Genomic DNA, 18,727 nt, shown 5'->3' with positions numbered 1-18,727 from the left:
CATATATAAGATGCTAAACAAAATACTGGTACTGTCGGTCTCTGCCGGTGAAGGGCATATGAGGGCAGCAGCGGCTGTCAAGGAAGAAATTATTCGCCGTAATTCCAAGGCTGAGGTTATCATTCTTGATACCTTCCGTTATGCCAGCCCTCTTATAGAAAAAGTAGTACTGGGAACCTACATGGAAATTATCAAAATGTCTCCCATCATTTATGGTTATTTATACAGACAAGCAGAAAAGGAGAAGCCCTTTTCTGGCTTTGCTAAAAATGAGTTTAATCGAATTATGAACCGCCTGGCTGCTCCCAAACTGGTCACTTTTATCGATCAGATGCAGCCACAGGCGATCATGTGCACTCATCCCTTTCCGTTGGGCATATTAACACATTTGAAAAGTGTAGGGAAATGCAAGGTACCAATTATTGCAGCTATTACTGATTTTACTGTTCATCCTTTCTGGTTGTTTAATGATGTGGACTACTATTTGGTAGCAGTTGATCCATTGGTTAAGTCCTTTGCAGAACATGGTATACAATACAACAAAATTAAAGCTACTGGTATTCCCATTGATCCTAAATTTGCTATCCCTAAGAATAAAAGTGTACTGCGATATCGTTGGAATTTGGAACCTGACTTGCCAGCCGTTTTAATTATGGGCGGCGGTTTAGGGATGGGCCCCCTGGGGGATATAGTAAAGGAACTGGCTAGTTCTGGTTTACCTTGCCAAATGGTTGTGGTTTGCGGTCGAAATGAGCAGTTGCGTAATAAACTAATAAAGCTACAGCCTACATTGTCCAGGAAGGTAGAGGTACTTGGCTATATAAACAATATTGAAGATTTAATGGCCACCTGTGATTTAATGATCGGTAAAGCAGGGGGGTTAACTTCGGCGGAAGCAATGGCCACTGGTTTACCTATGTTTATCACAGATCCAATACCTGGCCAGGAGGAGCGTAATGCAGAATTTCTGGAAAGCATGGGGGCTGCTCGACTGGTTAGGGGACAGAAAGATTTAGTCCATAGAGTAAAAGAATTTTTAAGTAATGTCGCGATACAAAAATCGATGGCTGATGCGGCAAAACAAATTGGTCGGCCACGATCTGCAGAAGCAGCCGTAACAGTAATGGAAGAACTGTGTGCGACCTATAAAACAAAACATATGGTATCTGAGTAGATACGAAGGATAACGATACAAATTGCCAGGCAGTAGTTGTAGTTATGGAGGGTTCCAATGGCAGTTTCACTCATCGATGTGTTGGATGATCAAAAAATAGGGAAGAATCTTTTAGAAGTTGCAAAACATACTCAGGTTGTCAGTGTAGCTGTTAACATTCGTAAGAGGCAGTGGAGGTTAAGACTAAACCTACACCGGCAAATATCCAATGAAGAAATAAATTCTTTAAAGTCGGCCCTGGCTACCATTACACCGGGGCCAGTTTTATTAGAGGTAGATTTTCAGTTTGTCTCAACCCAATCTATGGGTGAAGAAATAAATTTTGAATACCTGAAAGAAGAACTGATTAAAAAATTCCCGGTGGCCCGTTGTTGGTTACAGAATACCCAGTGGGAATGCAAGGGAAAAAAATTAGAAATTACCTTGCCCGATGAAGTAAGCTTGGAACTCCTACGGGGTAAAAAGTGTGACTTGTTTCTGGAAGGCTGTATAAAAAATATCTACGGTCTTCAATACAAGGTACTTTTTCTGATGAAGCAAAATGCTGATACCAACGATGAATGGTGCCAAACCCAGGATGAAATGGAAAAAATCCTCTGGCAAAAACTTACTGCGGAAAAGGTAAGTGTGCAAAAGGAAAAGAAAAATGGTAGCGCAACGGGGAATCTTGATGATGGGATAATAATTGGCAAACCAATTAAAGGGGAGCCTAAACCCATTCATGAAATTACCGAAGAAGAACGAAACATAATTGTAGAGGGTAAAGTTTTTGATGTAGAAATTAAACAACTAAAATCTGGCCGTCAAATATTAACATTTAACATTACTGACAATACGGACTCCATTGAGGTTAAAAAATTTTTGGAAGAAGACGATACAGAAACCAGTGAAAGACTTAAAAACGGTAGCTGGGTTATTGTGCGCGGACCTGTACAGTATGACAAATTTTCCCAAGAATTAACCGTGATGGCTTACGACATTAATCTAGGCACAGCTAAAGTAACAAATCGCGATGACAAAGCAGCGGACAAACGGGTGGAACTCCACCTGCACACAAAGATGAGTTCTATGGATAGTGTCATGAGTGCTGTTGATGCTGTTAAACAGGCAGCGGCCTGGGGACATCCTGCAGTGGCTATTACGGACCATGGTGTTGTGCAGGCCTTTCCAGAGGCTTATGCAGCAGCCAAAAAGGCGGGCATAAAGCTCATCTATGGTGTAGAAGGCTATTTGATTGACGACGGAATTGCCACTGTGGTTAGTATGAAACATAACGTTCCTTTACAGGGGACTGAACATGTTATCATTGATTTTGAGACAACGGGTTTTTCTCCGCAAACTGATGAGATTATTGAAATCGGAGCTGTAAAATACTTAAACGGTGAAGAAGTCGGTCGTTTTGGTACCCTTGTCAACCCCAAAAAAGAGATTCCCTTTGAAGTTACTAAACTTACCGGAATAACCGATGAAATGGTAAAGGACGCCCCAGATGGGAAAGAAGCATTGACTGCACTGAGTGAGTTTATGGGAGAGGCTGTTTTGGTTGCTCACAATGCCTCCTTTGATCTTAGCTTTTTAAGGGTTGGTTTGCGTAAATATCTGAAACAGGAAGTGACAAACCCTGCTATTGATACGCTAGGTGTTGCTAGGGTATTGTTCCCTAATCTTAAAAACCATAAGCTAAATACCCTGGTGAAGGAATTTAAAATAGAGTTGACCAATCATCACCGTGCAGTGGATGATGCGTCTGCTACCGCCAAACTATGGCAAATTTTTTTGCGAAAGCTAGCTGAACAAGAGATCTCTGACGTAAAAACCTTAAGTGGGATGGGCCAGGGAGTCAATCAAGAGAAACTTAAATCAAGACATGTGACCATATTGGTGAAGGATGAGGTAGGGTTAAAAAATCTTTATCAACTGATCACCCTTTCTCATCTCCGGTATTTTCACCGCCAGCCCCGTATACCACGGCGGGAGTTAGTAAAATACCGAGAAGGATTGCTGATAGGGTCTGCCTGTGAGGCAGGGGAATTTTACCAGGCCCTTATGGCAGGTGCATCACAGGAAGAGCTGGAGGACATTGCTTCATTTTATGACTACCTGGAAATTCAGCCCTTAGGCAATAACGAGTTTATGATTCGCACAGGACAGGTAAACGGCGAAGAAGATTTAAAGGAAATAAACAGAAAAATTGTTGCATTGGGGAGTAAATTAGGTATCCCTGTGGTAGCCACCGGGGACGTACACTTCCTTAATCCAGAGGATGAAGTATACAGAAGAATCCTCATGGCAGGTAAAGGTTTTGATGATGCAGATAATCAGGCTCCACTATATTTTAAAACCACAGAAGAGATGCTTAAGGAGTTTTCTTACTTAGGCAGAGAGACGGCTTTCCAGGTTGTTGTTAGCAATCCTAGGAATATAGCTTCCATGATACAAGCTTTTAAACCAATTCCAGACACATTACACCCTCCTTACATTGAGGGAGCAGAACAACAAATTACAGATATGACATTACAACGTGCTAGGGAATTATACGGCGAACCACTACCGGAGGTGGTTCAACAAAGGGTGGATAAAGAATTAAAGTCCATTATAGGCAATGGATTTGCAGTCTTATATCTAATTGCTCATAAGTTAGTTAAAAAATCCCTGGATGACGGATATTTAGTAGGATCCAGGGGATCAGTAGGCTCCTCCCTTGTGGCAACCTTTACCAATATAACGGAGGTAAACCCCCTGCCTCCTCATTATCGATGTCCCAATTGCCTAAACAGTGAGTTTTTAATGGATGGTTCAGCAGGTTGTGGTGCGGATATGCCGGATAAAAATTGTCCTAAATGCGGAACAAACTATATAAAGGATGGGCATGATATTCCCTTCGAAGTGTTCCTTGGTTTCGATGGGGATAAAGTTCCTGATATTGATCTAAACTTTTCCGGAGATTATCAACCCAGAGCACATAAATATACAGAGGAATTATTTGGAAAGGATTACGTTTATAGAGCAGGTACTATAGGTACAATCGCTGAAAAGACAGCCTTTGGTTTTGTAAAAAACTACTTTGAAGAACGGAATATTAAAAAACGAAGTGCCGAAATGAAGCGACTGGTTCTGGGCTGTGCTGGTGTAAAAAGAACAACCGGTCAGCACCCAGGGGGCCTAATGGTCGTTCCTAATAGTCTGGATGTGCACATGTTTACACCGGTTCAAAGACCTGCGGATGATGTAAAATCCGATACCCGAACAACACATTTTGACTATCACTCCATTCATGATAGTTTAGTTAAGCTTGATATCCTGGGGCACGATGATCCTACAGTGATTCGTATGTTGGAAGATTTAACCAGCGTTAATGCCAGAGAAATACCGTTGGATGACCCAAAAACCATGAGTTTATTTGCATCTACAGATGCTCTGGGAGTTACACCAGAGGATATCCGTTCCCAGGTGGGGACCTATGCGATTCCGGAATTTGGTACTAAATTTGTTCGCCAGATGTTGGTCGATACAAAGCCCACGACATTTTCTGAACTGGTCCGTATTTCGGGTTTTTCCCACGGTACAGATGTCTGGTTGAATAATGCACAGGATCTAATTAAGGAAGGTACCTGTAAACTTTCTGAAGCTATCTCCGCCCGTGATGACATTATGGTCTATCTAATTTATCAGGGGTTACCCCCTAAACAAGCCTTTAAGATTATGGAGGGCGTGAGGAAGGGTAAAGGGGTTAAAGAAGAGGATGCAGAGGCTATGAGGTCCCAAGGGGTGCCAGAGTGGTATATTGAATCCTGTCGTAAAATTAAATACATGTTTCCGAAGGCACATGCCACTGCCTATGTGATGATGGCTTTTCGGATTGCTTGGTTTAAAGTTTACCGCCCGGAGGCCTTTTACGCAGCTTATTTCACAGTGAGGGCAGATGACTTTGATGCTGAATTAATGGTTTCGGGGCCTAACAAGATTAAACAGGTAATTGAGGAAATTGAAGAAAAGGGCAACGCGGCATCTCAAAAGGAAAAGAATATGTTAACTATCTTAGAGGTAGCGCTGGAAGCAAACTGTCGTGGAATTAAGATATTACCTGTCAATTTGGAAAAATCCGATGCTACAAAGTTCCTTATAACCCCTGAGGGACTATTGTCTCCCTTTGGTGGGCTACAGGGTGTGGGGGCCTCAGCTGCCAAAAATATTGTCGCAGCCAGGGAACAAGCACCCTTTACTTCCATTGATGATCTGAGAAACCGGGCTAAAATATCGAAAACGGTGATTGAAGTTTTACAAAACCATGGTTGTTTGAACAACCTGCAGGAATCAGATCAAATGTCTCTTTTTTAAAAAAATCTAACCCTGCAAATTTTGTAGGGTTTTTTAATGACAGATTAGCATAAAGCCCGGGGGTAATGCATGAAAAAGCTTCTTGGCATCCTTTTCTTGCAGGTAAATACAACTGTAGGATTTTGGTAAATTCAATTGATCGTGATTATCAGCCACATTTTCTGACAGAGGATGCAAGAGAATATCCGCATTCAGATGCATCCAGGGGGATTCTGAGTGTCGTCTTAGTTCATAAAGAGTACCCCGGGGAATGGTTCGATCCGGTTTCACTCTGACATTCATTTTATGTAAAGTCCTATTTCCCTCCATAAGCCATAGAACTGGGGTTTGATCTAACTTTAATTCTAACCAGCGATTATGACCAAGGTTCGTAGTTGAAAAAGAGTATGTAAAGTCTAGTGATTCGTTGCTGGTAGAGGTAAGATTTGCTTTGACTGTGTATTTTTTACCAGGCATCATTACCCTATCAGTGATAAAGCGAATTGTATTGCCCTTAATTTGGCATTGGCCGGAAAGATCCTTGATATAAACATGTCCGGACTTTAACTGCTGGTTTGTTTGTAAAAGAATTTCCCTAGTTAACCAAACACTATCTGACCCTGGCTGAGGTAGAGCTTTCTCTATTAAGAATTCAGGGGTTGTTACGAATTCAGCCTTTATTGAGTGGGTCAGTTTACCTCCAGTTTGACTGGGGAGACCAGCTTTGATGTCCATTGAGTAGCGACATAGATTGTTTAGTTTTTTATTGGGCCAATATTCCCAACGACTATAATCCAAAATTTGTTTTTTTTCGGTAAGATTGGTTTTAGACGGTATTATTTTTCCGGGAACTGGCCCAAAAACAAAATTCGATATTTTCTGCGGTTGTACATTAGTGTTAAACTGTAAAGTAATGGGTCCTCTGGAAGGGACAGTTCCTTTGGAGTCGATGCCGACAAAGCGCAATTTAACTTTTCCTTGGAATTCACCGGCAGCCCATACGTAAAATGGCCAGATCATGGCAGGGGATAATTTAAAGTGGTAAAAATATTTACGTCCCAGTGGGTAACGTGTTTCCGAGATGGTAACTTGAAGCTTACTGGCTGTTAACCATTGATGTGTGAAGGGAACCTTTCTGCCGTTATCCGCCTCTGTAATAATTAAATCCTCCGTTGCAGAAGGTTTCATGGGTGCCAGAAAATTAAATGTTACTACGACCCTACCTTCCGGGCTGTCGTGAACACGATGACTTACCCAAAAGCCTATGGTAATCCATAAAGATAAAGTTAAGATAATTGCAAGGGCAACTTGAACAATTCTTTTTTTACTGATTTGGATAATCATTTTACGAACCTCCAGCAGGCTCAAGTATCTTAAATCTAAAGAATTGGGATCTTTGTATTTAGATATTATTGTTAAGTTATATATTGCTAAAAAAGGCTATTTATGACTATATTTCAAAAGAAGGGTAATAATAGATTTATCTTATACGCTTTTACCCTTTGTACGCTGGGTGCTTGTGAGTGTGCTAAAGAATTATCGGAAGCCTAGTTTTTCTGAGGAGGACAGACAAATGGGAAAAGGGAAAAAGACTACTACATTTATTTTAGCTATATTGATTATTCTAGGTTCCGGGGTGTTGGTTTATAAAAGTACAACTACCAATTCGGTTGAAAAACAAATTGTACAAGAGTCTACCATGACAACGGAAACACCCCCAAAAATTGACCCCACCATGGATGACAAAGAAAATAAAAAGACCGTTGAAAAAGATACTAATCAGGATAAACACCAAAGTACTGTAAAACCGCAAAAACCAAAGGAGGTAGTTTCCTCAACCTATGCCAATGAAAAGATGGGTTGGTATTATAAGCCCAATAAAGAGCATCAATTACCGGAGGTAAACAACCGTGGCAAAGAGTCACTGGCAAAATATCGCGGTATTTACCATGGAGATATTAGTGGCAAGAATTTGTACCTGACCTTTGATGAAGGCTATGAAAATGGATATACTTCAAAAATTTTAGATACTCTAAGGGATGCCAATGTTAAGGTGACATTTTTCATTACAGGTGATTACCTTCGGAGAAACCCTGAACTGGTCAAACGAATGGTAAGAGAAGGACACATTGTGGGCAATCATACAGATAATCATCCCAGTCTACCTACGGTCAGTGATGCTACTTTGCAAAAAGAGATTAATTCTTTAAGCGATGCATTTACCAAGGAAACCGGAGCAACAATGCAATATTTGCGCCCGCCCATGGGAGAATACAGTGAAAGAACGTTAAAGTTGACTTATGAAATGGGCTACAGAAATGTCTTTTGGTCTGTTGCCATGGTGGACTGGCGACCGGATGCAGGGACCCCGGAGCAAAATAAGAACACAGTAAAAGAACGTCTGCATAACGGAGCAGTTATCTTGCTTCATGCTGTTAACAAGGCAAATGCTGATATGCTTGGTAGCTTAATTCAAGAATGCAGGGATGAGGGCTACCGTTTTTGTGGCCTGGAAGAAATACAATAATCTTGCACTCTAAAGCCCGGTCTATGACCGGGCTTAAACAATAGTATCATGTTGTACTAAAGTAGATTCGCTTAGATACAAGATATTACCTTTATACATATTCATGCATTTGCTTTAAAATATTGTTGTACCATGCAAACTAATTAACTGAGGTGCAACATGATTTATCAGTATTCCGGTGTTGTGCATATTCATTCATTTTATTCGGATGGTTCTGCTGACTTTAAAGGAATAGCCAAAGCGGCTTCAAAGGCAGGAGCCAAATTTATTCTAATAAATGATCACGATACCTTGGCGGGGTTGCACCGGGAAGGTGAGCAATACCTACATGGAGTGTTGGTTCTGGTGGGATCTGAAGTGACCCCAAAGAAGAACCATTTTTTATGCTACGATATTAACTCTGTGCCCAGTAACAAGCTGTTGCCCCACCAATACGTTAGTCAGGTCTATGAGCAAGGCGGCTTTGGATTTTTAGCTCATCCTGATCATAAAGAAAACCCTATGTTTCCAGGTAAAATGAACTGGGAGGACTGGGATCTGGATAATGCAGTCGGTTTAGAAATTTGGAATTACTTTTCACAATGGATGGCTAGTTTTAAGAATAAAAAGGGTCTGTTAAAAAGTTTTCTGTTTCCAAAGGCAACCCTTAGCCCCCCTCGTTCAGAGACCTTATTAAAATGGGATCGCTTGGGGAAACAAAGGCCGGTACCTGCCATAGCAGGGGTTGATGCCCATGGCGGAAGGCAGTTGAGTTGGATACCTAATATACTTAGTAGTTATAAGTATCAATTTAAGACATTCAGAACCCATATACTTGCCAAGGAACCCTTAAAGGGTATTGTGCATAGGGATCGACATATTATTTTATCTGCCATAAAAAGCGGCAGGAGTTATCTTGTTAATCATTGTGCTGGAAGAGTGGAGCATTTTCAATTTTATCTCCAGCACTTAAACAACCAATGGCATATGGGAGAAGAGGTGAAACAACGACCCAATATGTCACTAAACGTAATACTTCCGACGAAGGCCCATATGAAAGTAATAAAGGACGGTAAATTATTATTACAAAGAAAAACGAATTTTCTTCGACTGCCTAACCCTGATCCCGGAGTCTACAGGGTGGAAGTATATAAAGGTCATGTCAGACCTCGTCCCTGGATATTCTCAAATCATATTTATATAAGGAATTGAACTCAATTTCAAGATTCTAAAGTAGCTTCGAATCACATAATCCTTTGTCAAAAAGAAGTGACTAATATTCCAGAGGGGATGTATAGATTTTATACTGGAGTGATAGGATAATTCTGTAGATTTTATTTAAATATTCTAGGGTGAAAATAAGACTAGGTGCACCTTTTCATATCTCAAACAGCAAGCTTGTAAAGAAATTGTTTCCATGGTATACTTATTATGCTTTTTTAGTTGCCTATTTTGTATCAATTATTTGTGCTTAGGAGAGGAGTGGGATTTTCCCACTCTTTCGTATTAGTTTAGGTAATTGCGACTTTACTAAGTTTAAGGGAGGATTATCTTTGGCTAAGAGTACCGTAGTAGAGAAAGTAACAGAAGCTGTAGCGCCGATTGTAGAAGAGGCAAAACTGGAATTGGTTGATGTTGAGTATGTCAAAGAAGGTGGAAACTGGTATTTAAGGATTTTTATTGACAAACCCGGCGGGATTGAATTGGATGACTGTCAGGGTGTATCTGAAAAAATCGACACCCTTCTTGATGAAATAGACCCAGTGCCCCAGGCCTATTTTTTAGAAGTATCCTCACCTGGCATAGAAAGACCGCTGAAGAAACCACAAGATTTTGAAAAATTTAATGGTCATTTGGTGAACATAACCACCTTTGCCCCTATAAATGGTTCGAAAAATTTTATTGGTAAATTATTAGACTATAATGAAGAGGGAATTCACCTGGAGATTAAAGGGAAACAGGTTGTATTACCCCATCAACAGGTTGCCACCGCACGTTTGGCAGTAGAAATTTGATATTATTGGGGGGAGCAAAAAAGTGAACAGTGAGTTCTTAGAAGCCTTGAGAGATTTAGAAAAAGAGAAGGGTATTGCAGTGGATGTGCTGTTAGAAGCTATTGAAGCGGCCTTGTTATCTGCTTATAAACGGAACTTTGGTTCGTTACAAAACGCAAGGGTCCATATTGATCGAGATACAGGAGATTATAAAGTATATTCCCAGCGTGCTGTTGTGGAGGAAGTTGAAGACGATCGGGTTGAAATTTCCTTAGAAGATGCAAGAAAAATTGACCCTCGGTTCAACCTGGAAGATGTGGTGGAAGATGAAGTCACTCCTAGAAATTTTGGCCGTATTGCGGCGCAGACGGCTAAACAAGTTGTTGTTCAGCGAATTCGTGAGGCGGAAAGAAATATCATTTTTGAAGAATTTTCTAACCGTGAAGGTGATATTCTTACTGGTATTGTGCAACGAATAGAGAATAAAAATGTTTTTATTGAGTTGGGTAAAACAGAGGCTATTTTAACACCTTCTGAGCAAATACCGAACGAAGATTATAGACACGGCGATCGGTTGAAAACTTACATAGTGGAGGTTCGCAAAACCACAAAGGGGCCACAGATTTTAGTGTCCAGGACTCACCCAGGTCTGCTAAAGCGGTTGTTTGAACTGGAGGTCCCTGAACTTCAAGAAGGAGTTGTTGAATTAAAATCCATTGCCAGGGAAGCCGGTTATCGATCTAAAATTGCTGTTTATTCAAAAGATGAAAATATTGATCCAGTGGGTGCATGTGTGGGCCCAAAAGGGATGCGTGTACAAAATATTGTTACTGAATTGAACGGTGAAAAGATTGACATTATAAAATGGAACCAGGATCCATCAAAGTATGTAGCCTCTTCTCTCAGCCCAGCTAAAGTGGTGGCAGTGGAAGTTTGGGAAGATGAGAAAGTAGCCAGAGTTATTGTGCCTGATTACCAACTTTCCTTAGCCATTGGAAAAGAAGGACAAAATGCACGTCTTGCTGCAAAGCTGACAGGGTGGAAAATTGATATAAAAAGTGAGTCCCAGATGACAGATATTTATCCAGAATATGATGCTGAGGAAAACGATGGATTTTCCACAGATGATAATTATCTAGAAACCTTTGAGGACGAATACAAACATGTTGATTCGTCCGAAGAGAAAAATGGTGAGTAAGGAGGTTGTGCAGTGCCCAAGGTCAAAAAGGTTCCGCTAAGGATGTGTATTGGCTGTCAGGAAATGAAGCCTAAGCGAGAATTGACAAGGGTGGTGCGGACCCCCCAGGAAACGGTGGAGATTGATCCCACTGGAAAGAAATCTGGACGAGGTGCTTACGTCTGTCCCAGTGCTAATTGCTTACAAAAGGCAATAAAAGGTAAAAGGTTGGAGCGATCTCTAGAATGTGCCATATCACCAGAAATTATAGAAAATCTTAAGCAAGGACTGGTGAAATAGGTGAGCGGGTCCGTTTTTCATCTTTTAGGGTTAAGTCAGCGTGCTGGGAAAACCGTGTCAGGTGATTTTGCTGTTCGGGAGAATATAATAAAGGGTAAGGTTAAACTTTTAATTATTGCTGCTGATACATCTGAAAGAATAAAGCAAGAATATATTCGTATTGGTCAGTCAAAAAAAGTGACTACAAAAATTGCCTTTACAAAGCACGAGTTAGGATCGGCATTGGGGAAGTCCCCACGAGCAGCCGTAGCGATAATGGATCCGAACTTCGCCCGAGGCATAGAAAGCCTGCTGGAAGGAGGAGAGGCTTAGAAATAATAATTGTTCTGAAATTTTGGAGGTGTGTCTATGACCAAAAAACGGGTCCATGAATTGGCAAAGGAACTTAACATAGAGAATAAAGAACTTATAAATAAATTAATGCAAATAGGTATATCTGTGAAATCACACATGAGTGCACTTGAAAATGATGCTGTTGAAAAGGTATATCATCAATACGGTAAAAAGCAGGAAAAATCATCAGATTCAGCAAATAAACAAATTCAAAGAGAACATGGTAGGGGGCAAGGAATGGAAGACAAAAAAGAAAAAGATCAGTTATTTAGACCCGATAATGCCAAGGGCCCAGGATTAGTGGATAGAGTACCCAACAGGCCTCCCGATCGGAGATATGAAGATAAAGCAAAGGTAGCTCAAAAACCTGCTCAGGAATTGAGAGGATCGAAAACTACAACCAACAGCGAGAATGAGCAAACAGCACCAAGACAAGGTAGTGCCCAACAGAGTGGCCAGGGAAGGCCACAGGCGAATCGCCCCCAGGGCAGTCAAGGTAGACCCTATGGAGGTCGCCCTCAGGGCGGTCAAAGCAGACCCTATGGAGATCGTCCCCAGGGCGGTCAAGGCAGACCCTATGGAGATCGTCCCCAAGGTGGCCAAGGCAGGCCCTATGGAGATCGTCCCCAGGGCGGCCAAGGCAGGCCCTATGGAGATCGTCCCCAGGGCGGTCAAGGCAGACCCTATGGAGATCGTCCCCAAGGTGGCCAAGGCAGGCCCTATGGAGATCGTCCCCAGGGCGGTCAAGGCAGACCCTATGGAGATCGTCCCCAGGGCGGTCAAAGCAGACCCTATGGAGATCGTCCCCAGGGCGGTCAAGGCAGACCCTATGGAGATCGTCCCCAGGGCGGTCAAAGCAGACCCTATGGAGATCGTCCCCAAGGCGGTCAAGGCAGGCCCTATGGAGATCGTCCCCAAGGCGGTCAAGGCAGACACTATGGAGACCGTCCCCAGGGTGGTCAGGGCAGACCCCAAGGCGCTGGGAGACCTGGGGCAAACCGAGGTGCTGGACCTAGTATTCCTAAACCACCGGAACAAGTTGCGCAGCCCAAGCCAACGAAGGCACCGGATAAAACAAAGGGCGACCGCCGTAAGAATTATGAAAAAGATGGCAAATGGGCAGATGGCCAAATTGAAAAAAATAAGCTCTTTAAAGGACGTAACAACAAGAATAAAAAGAGACAGCATCAACAATCTGCACCGCCACCAATTTTAGACAAAAAGCCAGTCCAAATAGCTGAGGTTATTACCGTCCAAGAGCTGGCTGAAAAGCTCAAGAAAACGGCTGCAGAGGTCATTAAAAAATTGATGGGGCTAGGTGTTTTAGCTACCATAAACCAAGAAGTAGATTTTGAAACAGCTACATTGATTGCCGGAGAGTACGGTATTGAGACCGAACTCAAAGTGGCTGTTGATAAGGAAGCTTTGGTTATGGCTGAACCCGAAGAAGATGAAGATAAATTGGTGCTTCGGCCACCGGTTGTTACCATTATGGGCCACGTAGACCATGGTAAAACATCTTTGCTAGATGCTATTCGTGAGACTAATGTTACAGCTGGAGAAGCAGGCGGGATTACTCAACATATTGGTGCCTATCAGGTAGAGCGTAACGGTAAAAAGATAACATTTGTTGATACACCGGGTCACGCAGCTTTTACTTCCATGCGAGCTCGGGGGGCACAAATTACTGATATCGCTATTTTAGTGGTTGCAGCTGATGATGGTGTCATGCCCCAAACCATTGAAGCCATTAACCATGCAAAAGCAGCCAATGTTCCAATTATTGTAGCCATAAACAAAATGGATAAACCAGATGCCAACCCCGATAAAGTTAAACAAGAACTAACCCAGCATGAACTGGTGGTGGAAGACTGGGGAGGCGATGTCATTGCTGTACCAGTATCTGCCAAAAACCGAACTGGTTTAGACAATCTTCTAGAAATGATCTTACTTGTGGCTGAAGTACATGAATTAAAGGCAAATCCAGACCGTATGGCTAGAGGTACGGTGGTGGAAGCTGAATTGGATAAAGGAAGAGGTCCAGTGGCCACTGTACTGGTTCAGAATGGTACCCTGAATGTGGGGGATACTATTGTTGTTGGCCAAGTATCTGGACGTGTTAGAGCCATGATCGATGACAAAGGTCGCCGGGTTAAGAAAGCTCCACCCAGTACACCTGTAGAGATTTTGGGCTTGTCTGATGTGCCGGAGGCGGGAGATATCCTGGTAGCTGTGGAGGATGAGAAACTGGCACGGGATGTGGCCGAAAAACGAAAGATTAGAAAGCGGGAAGAAGGTCTCAAATCCTCTACAAAAATCTCACTGGATGATCTGTTTAAACATATCCAAGAAGGACAGATAAAGGAACTGCCTATCATTGTAAAAGCAGACGTTCAAGGTTCCATCGAAGCACTGGCTCAAGCCTTGGAAAAGCTGACCACGGAAGAGGTAAAGGTAAATCTCATTCATACAGGTGTTGGTGCGGTTAATGAAACGGATATTATGCTGGCCACTGCATCCAATGCCATTGTCATTGGTTTTAACGTACGACCAGATAACAATGCCCGTAAATTAGCAGATGCTGAGAAAGTTGATATTAACCTGTACCGGGTAATTTATGAAGTTATTGATGATGTAAAGAAAGCCATGAGCGGCTTGCTTGATCCGGAATTCAAAGAGGTTGTACTGGGACACGTAGAAGTTCGTAAGACATTTAAAGCTTCTAAAATTGGTACCATCGCCGGGGGCTATGTGACGGAGGGTAAAATCGTCAGGGATGCCAGTGTTCGCGTTATTCGAGATGGAATTGTTGTCTTTGAAGGGAAGCTGGACTCTCTAAAACGCTTTAAAGATGATGCGAAAGAAGTGGCCCAGGGTTATGAGTGTGGCTTAACCATTGATCGCTTTAATGATGTGCAGGAAGGTGACATTATTGAAGCATTTACAATGGAAGCGATCAAACGGGAGATTTAAGAACTACCAAACAACAGGAGGTGTGTTAGCATGTCGCACCGACCGGAACGTGTAGCTGAGGCTATAAAAAAAGAAGTAGCAGATTTAATCAGAAATGACATAAAGGATCCAAGAATAGGTTTTGTGACAATAACAGGTGTCGAGGTTACTCGAGATCTATCCTTTGCTAAAATCTTTATTAGTGTTATGGGTTCCGATGCTCACCGGCAAGAAACATTGAGTATACTTCAAAAATCCGCTGGTTACATGCGTTCTGAAATTGGAAGAAGGATTAAGCTTCGTCATGCCCCAGAATTAATATTTAAATTAGATACTTCACTGGATCACGGAACTCGAATAGCTGAAATTCTTCATGAGATAAACTCTCAGGAGGCAAAGCCAACTCATGAATAACTTGAGGACAGTGGCAGATGTGCTGGAGAAGTCAAGTAGACCCTTGCTGTGTGGTCATATTATGCCAGATGGTGATAGCCTTGGCTCTGTCCTAGCGTTAGGTATGGGGTTACAATCTGTAGGTAAAGAGGTAACTATAGTTAGTTCAGACCCACTGCCGGACTTATATCGATTTCTTCCCGGGATCGATGAGATTGTTGTGGGCAGTGTACCTGATCGCAAATATGATTTACTTGTGGTGGTAGACTGTTCGGTGCCGGAGCGCCTTGGTTCTACCATCACTCCCACAGTGGACTCAGGTTTGCCAGTGGTAGTTATCGATCACCATGTTAATGATCAGCCCTTTGGACACCATAACTACGTAAGATCAAGTGCAGCAGCCACTGGGGAAATAATTATGGAACTGCTGGAGTTATTAGGTGTTTCCATCAATTTGGATATAGCCATCAATCTTTATACAGCCATTGTTACAGATACTGGTTCATTTCGTTTTGAAAACACCACTCCAGAAACCCACAGTAAGGCAGCAGAACTGGTGAAGTTTGGAGTTCCAGTTTCCCGTTTATCCAATCTGATTTTTGGGGAACAGCCTCTGAAATCGATCAGATTATTGGAAGCTGCCTTAAATAGCCTTGAAGTCAGTGATTGTGGTCGCATTGCTTGGATAAGTATTGACCGTGATAAAATTGATGCGTTGGGTGCTGAGGATCAGCATATAGAAGGTCTAATAAGTTACCCCCGTAAAATTAAGGGTGTTGAGTTAGCTATTTCCTTTAGGGAATTGGATAAGCAAAAGGTAAAGGTTAGTTTTCGGTCTAAATATACGGTGGATGTTAACTTTTTAGCTAAAAAATTTGGTGGCGGAGGACATGTTCGAGCCTCAGGGTGTACCATTCAAGGTACACTTCAGGAAGTTAAGGAAGTCGTTCTCAAGGAAGCCCAAGAAATATTCCGGGGGTGTTAAGGTGGATGGGGTCATCAATATCTTAAAGCCTCCGGGAATGACATCCCACGATGTTGTATTCTTTGTAAGACGGGTTACTGGGGTGAAGAAATGTGGGCATACTGGTACCCTTGACCCTGGAGCATCGGGTGTTCTCCCAGTATGTGTAGGCAAAGCTACACGACTAGCTAGGTTTGTTACAGATGGAGACAAGACTTATAGGGCTGAAATAACTCTGGGAATTGAAACATCCAGTCAGGATGCCTTTGGCAATGTTATTAGCCGCATCGATGCATCGGCCATAAAATTGGATGACTTTTCCAGTGAATTACGCAAATTCCAGGGAGAGATTAAACAAACCCCGCCTATGGCCTCAGCCATTAAGGTTAAGGGCAAAAAACTCTATGAACTTGAACGGGAAGGTATAATAGTAGATGTTCCTACTAGAACGGTTACCATATATCAGGTGAATATTGTAGACAGTTGGGATTGGGGAACCCCAAACCCCAGGGTATTGTTTGATGTGGCTTGTTCAAAGGGGACATATGTGCGTACCCTGTGTTCGGATATCGGCAAGGAACTGGGTTGTGGCGCCTATATGTCCTTTTTGTTACGTTCCCGGGTAGCCGCCTTTGGCTTGCACAATGCTTATACATTGGAGGAAATTGCAGCTTTAGCTGACAAAAGCCAACTAGAGAGTGCAGTAATCCCGATGGCTAAGGCTGTTCAGCATTTACCCATAGTTGAAATTCATCCTTCTGCGCAAAAATCAGTATGCTCCGGAGCAACCCTGTATCCGGCGGGTGTAAGAGTAGGATTAGAATACCTAAAGCCCGAAGGTCTTGTTCAAGTTCAACTAAATCACGAATTGTTAGGTATTTATAAGCCCGTTTTAGATGTAAACGATTTTGGGGAACGCATAATTCTAAGACCCGAAGTGGTTTTTGCTTCATAAATACAGAATGATTTTATGGATCTACCGGAATTCTGTGAGGTATTATATTAAATAGGGGCAGAATGTTGCAGTTGGCAGGGGGTAAGAGAGTTGCGTGTTTATAAAAGCCTTAAAGGGCTTAAAGATATATATCCTAACATTATTGTAGCATTAGGAAATTTTGATGGGATTCATCTCGGGCATCAAAGGCTCATCGGTGAAGCTGTGGCAGTTGCACGTCGTACAAACGGAACAGCAGCGGTATTAACCTTTGAACCACATCCTCTAATGGTTCTTAAACCAGAAATGGCACCTGCCATGCTGTTAGACCAGGAATCAAAGCAGCGTATCATGGCGGAACTAGGTGTGGATATTTTAATACTGTTACCCTTTACCCAGGAACTTGCTCATTTAAGCCCAGAGGAATTTCTCAAAGAAATTCTTGTTAAGGAAATGAACGTTCGAGGAATTGTTGTTGGATACAACTATTCCTTTGGTTATAAAGGCAGCGGTACCTCAGAAGATCTTCGCAGTTATGCCCTTGAGTACGGCTATTCACTCAGTGTAATTCCACCTGTTAAGGTAGGAGAACAAGTAGTTAGCAGTACTCTCATAAGAAACAAATTAGCAGAAGGAGACGTTATTGCTGCAAAGAGATACCTTGGGTATTACCCCTTCACAGAAGGGATTGTGGTGACGGGGGATCGCAGGGGAGGAAACGCCTTGGGTTTTCCTACGGCCAATATTGATTGTCCTGATGGTATGATGGTACCTGCCAAAGGGGTCTACAGCGTTCATGTAGAATTGGATGGTGAGACATACTTGGGGGTAGCTAATGTTGGAACAAAGCCTACTTTTCACGGCAACAATCCACGAACCAATATTGAAGTTCATTTATTAGATTTCTGTGGTGACATCTACGGTAAGAAAATAAAAGTTCAATATATTCGTAAACTAAGGGATGAAAAAAAGTTTAACTCTGTCCACGATCTGATTAATCAAATTCAGGCTGATGTATTAAGTGCCAGATTTGACCATCCAGAGTAAATTAGAATAATTAAGAAGAAATCCCCATATATTTATTGTACCTAACGTTTACATCCGGCAGTGGTTGTGCTACAATAAATGCGGCAAACGTCCCGATATTATTAGGAAAGGAGACGTTGTCCGTGGGGTATCCAAAGATTGATACGCCTGATGAGGAGGTAAAACGCTGGCTTAATCATATTGCATTAATATGTGTAAGCGAAGAGTTTCAATCTCTTAAGCGAGAGTTAGAATCTCTCTATGTTCGTTCCAATATGGATAATGTAAGAATTACTGCATTTCAAGACGCACTCTATGCCTTTTTGGCCCAAGAAGAGGATGATAACCGCACTTATCAATATAACAGTTGCTAAGTGGAGCATGGTATGCGTATAATTATTACGGAACATGCCCGTAAGCGGTTAAAGGACCTGCGTCAGGATAGAATAGCAACATCTGATATTATTGTTGCAGCCAGAGGGATTCCCGGCCGTATACCAACAGCCACAAGATTTAGAGGTTTTTTTGCCAAATCAGGTCGAATGTTTGATATTGTTGCAAAGGATATTGAAAATGGCCGTTTGGTGATAACCATAATTGGGAAATAATATCCCAAGGAACTGTTATCTAGGGGATTTGCTTACTCCGGCGGTTGTC

General features: G+C 42.2%; 16 protein-coding genes. 15 read left to right on the top strand and 1 reads right to left on the bottom strand.

Annotation, left to right across the window (positions count from 1 at the left end):
- Positions 1 to 10 precede the first annotated feature (10 nt).
- Together DRED_RS10490 and DRED_RS10485 are read left to right on the top strand one after the other, a co-directional pair.
- The gene (locus DRED_RS10490; RefSeq protein WP_011878294.1) at positions 11 to 1,174 is read left to right on the top strand and encodes an MGDG synthase family glycosyltransferase; all 1,164 of its coding nucleotides are present in this window, start codon (positions 11 to 13) and stop codon (positions 1,172 to 1,174) included.
- Between the two features lie 57 nt (positions 1,175 to 1,231).
- Complete coding sequence (locus DRED_RS10485) at positions 1,232 to 5,512, top strand: PolC-type DNA polymerase III (RefSeq protein WP_011878293.1); 4,281 nt, start codon at positions 1,232 to 1,234, stop codon at positions 5,510 to 5,512.
- A 33-nt stretch (positions 5,513 to 5,545) separates the two neighbouring features.
- Here the strand turns inward: DRED_RS10485 and DRED_RS10480 are convergent, their stop codons facing one another.
- Positions 5,546 to 6,835: a L,D-transpeptidase gene (locus tag DRED_RS10480; protein WP_011878292.1), complete on the bottom strand. Its 1,290-nt coding sequence runs from the start codon at positions 6,833 to 6,835 to the stop codon at positions 5,546 to 5,548.
- A gap of 229 nt (positions 6,836 to 7,064) precedes the next feature.
- Here DRED_RS10480 and DRED_RS10475 point away from each other — a divergent pair, with 229 nt between their 5' ends.
- From DRED_RS10475 to DRED_RS10415, 13 genes are all read left to right on the top strand, one after another.
- Positions 7,065 to 8,018 (top strand): polysaccharide deacetylase family protein, encoded by a 954-nt coding sequence (locus DRED_RS10475; protein WP_041274583.1) that lies wholly within the window; start codon positions 7,065 to 7,067, stop codon positions 8,016 to 8,018.
- 159 nt (positions 8,019 to 8,177) lie between these two features.
- Positions 8,178 to 9,209 (top strand): CehA/McbA family metallohydrolase domain-containing protein, encoded by a 1,032-nt coding sequence (locus DRED_RS10470; RefSeq protein ID WP_011878290.1) that lies wholly within the window; start codon positions 8,178 to 8,180, stop codon positions 9,207 to 9,209.
- Positions 9,210 to 9,550: 341 nt separating this feature from the next.
- Positions 9,551 to 10,012, top strand: coding sequence for a ribosome maturation factor RimP (rimP, locus tag DRED_RS10465; RefSeq protein ID WP_011878289.1), 462 nt, complete (start codon positions 9,551 to 9,553; stop codon positions 10,010 to 10,012).
- Between the two features lie 22 nt (positions 10,013 to 10,034).
- On the top strand, positions 10,035 to 11,189 hold the full coding sequence (nusA, locus tag DRED_RS10460; RefSeq protein WP_011878288.1) for a transcription termination factor NusA: 1,155 nt from the start codon (positions 10,035 to 10,037) through the stop codon (positions 11,187 to 11,189).
- A 12-nt stretch (positions 11,190 to 11,201) separates the two neighbouring features.
- Positions 11,202 to 11,468: an RNase P modulator RnpM gene (rnpM, locus tag DRED_RS10455; protein WP_011878287.1), complete on the top strand. Its 267-nt coding sequence runs from the start codon at positions 11,202 to 11,204 to the stop codon at positions 11,466 to 11,468.
- Positions 11,469 to 11,780: a L7Ae/L30e/S12e/Gadd45 family ribosomal protein gene (locus DRED_RS10450; RefSeq protein WP_011878286.1), complete on the top strand. Its 312-nt coding sequence runs from the start codon at positions 11,469 to 11,471 to the stop codon at positions 11,778 to 11,780. It abuts the gene before it with no gap.
- A gap of 36 nt (positions 11,781 to 11,816) precedes the next feature.
- On the top strand, positions 11,817 to 14,774 hold the full coding sequence (infB, locus tag DRED_RS10445; RefSeq protein ID WP_011878285.1) for a translation initiation factor IF-2: 2,958 nt from the start codon (positions 11,817 to 11,819) through the stop codon (positions 14,772 to 14,774).
- Positions 14,775 to 14,804: 30 nt separating this feature from the next.
- Positions 14,805 to 15,167 carry a 30S ribosome-binding factor RbfA gene (rbfA, locus tag DRED_RS10440; RefSeq protein WP_011878284.1) on the top strand — a complete coding sequence of 121 codons (363 nt, stop codon included), beginning with the start codon at positions 14,805 to 14,807 and terminating at the stop codon, positions 15,165 to 15,167.
- Positions 15,160 to 16,131 carry a DHH family phosphoesterase gene (locus DRED_RS10435; RefSeq protein WP_011878283.1) on the top strand — a complete coding sequence of 324 codons (972 nt, stop codon included), beginning with the start codon at positions 15,160 to 15,162 and terminating at the stop codon, positions 16,129 to 16,131. The genes rbfA and DRED_RS10435 overlap by 8 nt, the downstream gene beginning before the upstream one ends.
- Position 16,132: 1 nt before the next feature.
- Entirely contained in the window at positions 16,133 to 17,065 is a 933-nt protein-coding gene (gene truB, locus DRED_RS10430; protein WP_011878282.1) for a tRNA pseudouridine(55) synthase TruB, read from the top strand.
- 90 nt (positions 17,066 to 17,155) lie between these two features.
- The gene (locus tag DRED_RS10425; protein ID WP_011878281.1) at positions 17,156 to 18,091 is read left to right on the top strand and encodes a bifunctional riboflavin kinase/FAD synthetase; all 936 of its coding nucleotides are present in this window, start codon (positions 17,156 to 17,158) and stop codon (positions 18,089 to 18,091) included.
- A 122-nt stretch (positions 18,092 to 18,213) separates the two neighbouring features.
- Entirely contained in the window at positions 18,214 to 18,444 is a 231-nt protein-coding gene (locus tag DRED_RS10420) for a hypothetical protein (RefSeq protein ID WP_041274582.1), read from the top strand.
- A gap of 12 nt (positions 18,445 to 18,456) precedes the next feature.
- The gene (locus tag DRED_RS10415; RefSeq protein WP_041274581.1) at positions 18,457 to 18,678 is read left to right on the top strand and encodes a hypothetical protein; all 222 of its coding nucleotides are present in this window, start codon (positions 18,457 to 18,459) and stop codon (positions 18,676 to 18,678) included.
- Positions 18,679 to 18,727 lie beyond the last annotated feature (49 nt).

The sequence above is a fragment of the Desulforamulus reducens MI-1 genome (genome assembly GCF_000016165.1).
Lineage (GTDB): Bacteria > Bacillota > Desulfotomaculia > Desulfotomaculales > Desulfotomaculaceae > Desulfotomaculum > Desulfotomaculum reducens.
This window is presented reverse-complemented; position numbering and strand designations above follow the sequence as displayed.

Coding starts and splice junctions, on each gene's coding strand:
- DRED_RS10490 (WP_011878294.1), top strand. CDS start 11: ATGCTAAACAAAATACTGGTACTGTCGGTCTCTGCCGGTGAAGGGCAT.
- DRED_RS10415 (WP_041274581.1), top strand. CDS start 18,457: ATGCGTATAATTATTACGGAACATGCCCGTAAGCGGTTAAAGGACCTG.
- DRED_RS10485 (WP_011878293.1), top strand. CDS start 1,232: ATGGCAGTTTCACTCATCGATGTGTTGGATGATCAAAAAATAGGGAAG.
- DRED_RS10475 (WP_041274583.1), top strand. CDS start 7,065: ATGGGAAAAGGGAAAAAGACTACTACATTTATTTTAGCTATATTGATT.
- rbfA (WP_011878284.1), top strand. CDS start 14,805: ATGTCGCACCGACCGGAACGTGTAGCTGAGGCTATAAAAAAAGAAGTA.
- DRED_RS10470 (WP_011878290.1), top strand. CDS start 8,178: ATGATTTATCAGTATTCCGGTGTTGTGCATATTCATTCATTTTATTCG.
- DRED_RS10480 (WP_011878292.1), bottom strand. CDS start 6,835: ATGATTATCCAAATCAGTAAAAAAAGAATTGTTCAAGTTGCCCTTGCA.
- infB (WP_011878285.1), top strand. CDS start 11,817: ATGACCAAAAAACGGGTCCATGAATTGGCAAAGGAACTTAACATAGAG.
- DRED_RS10435 (WP_011878283.1), top strand. CDS start 15,160: ATGAATAACTTGAGGACAGTGGCAGATGTGCTGGAGAAGTCAAGTAGA.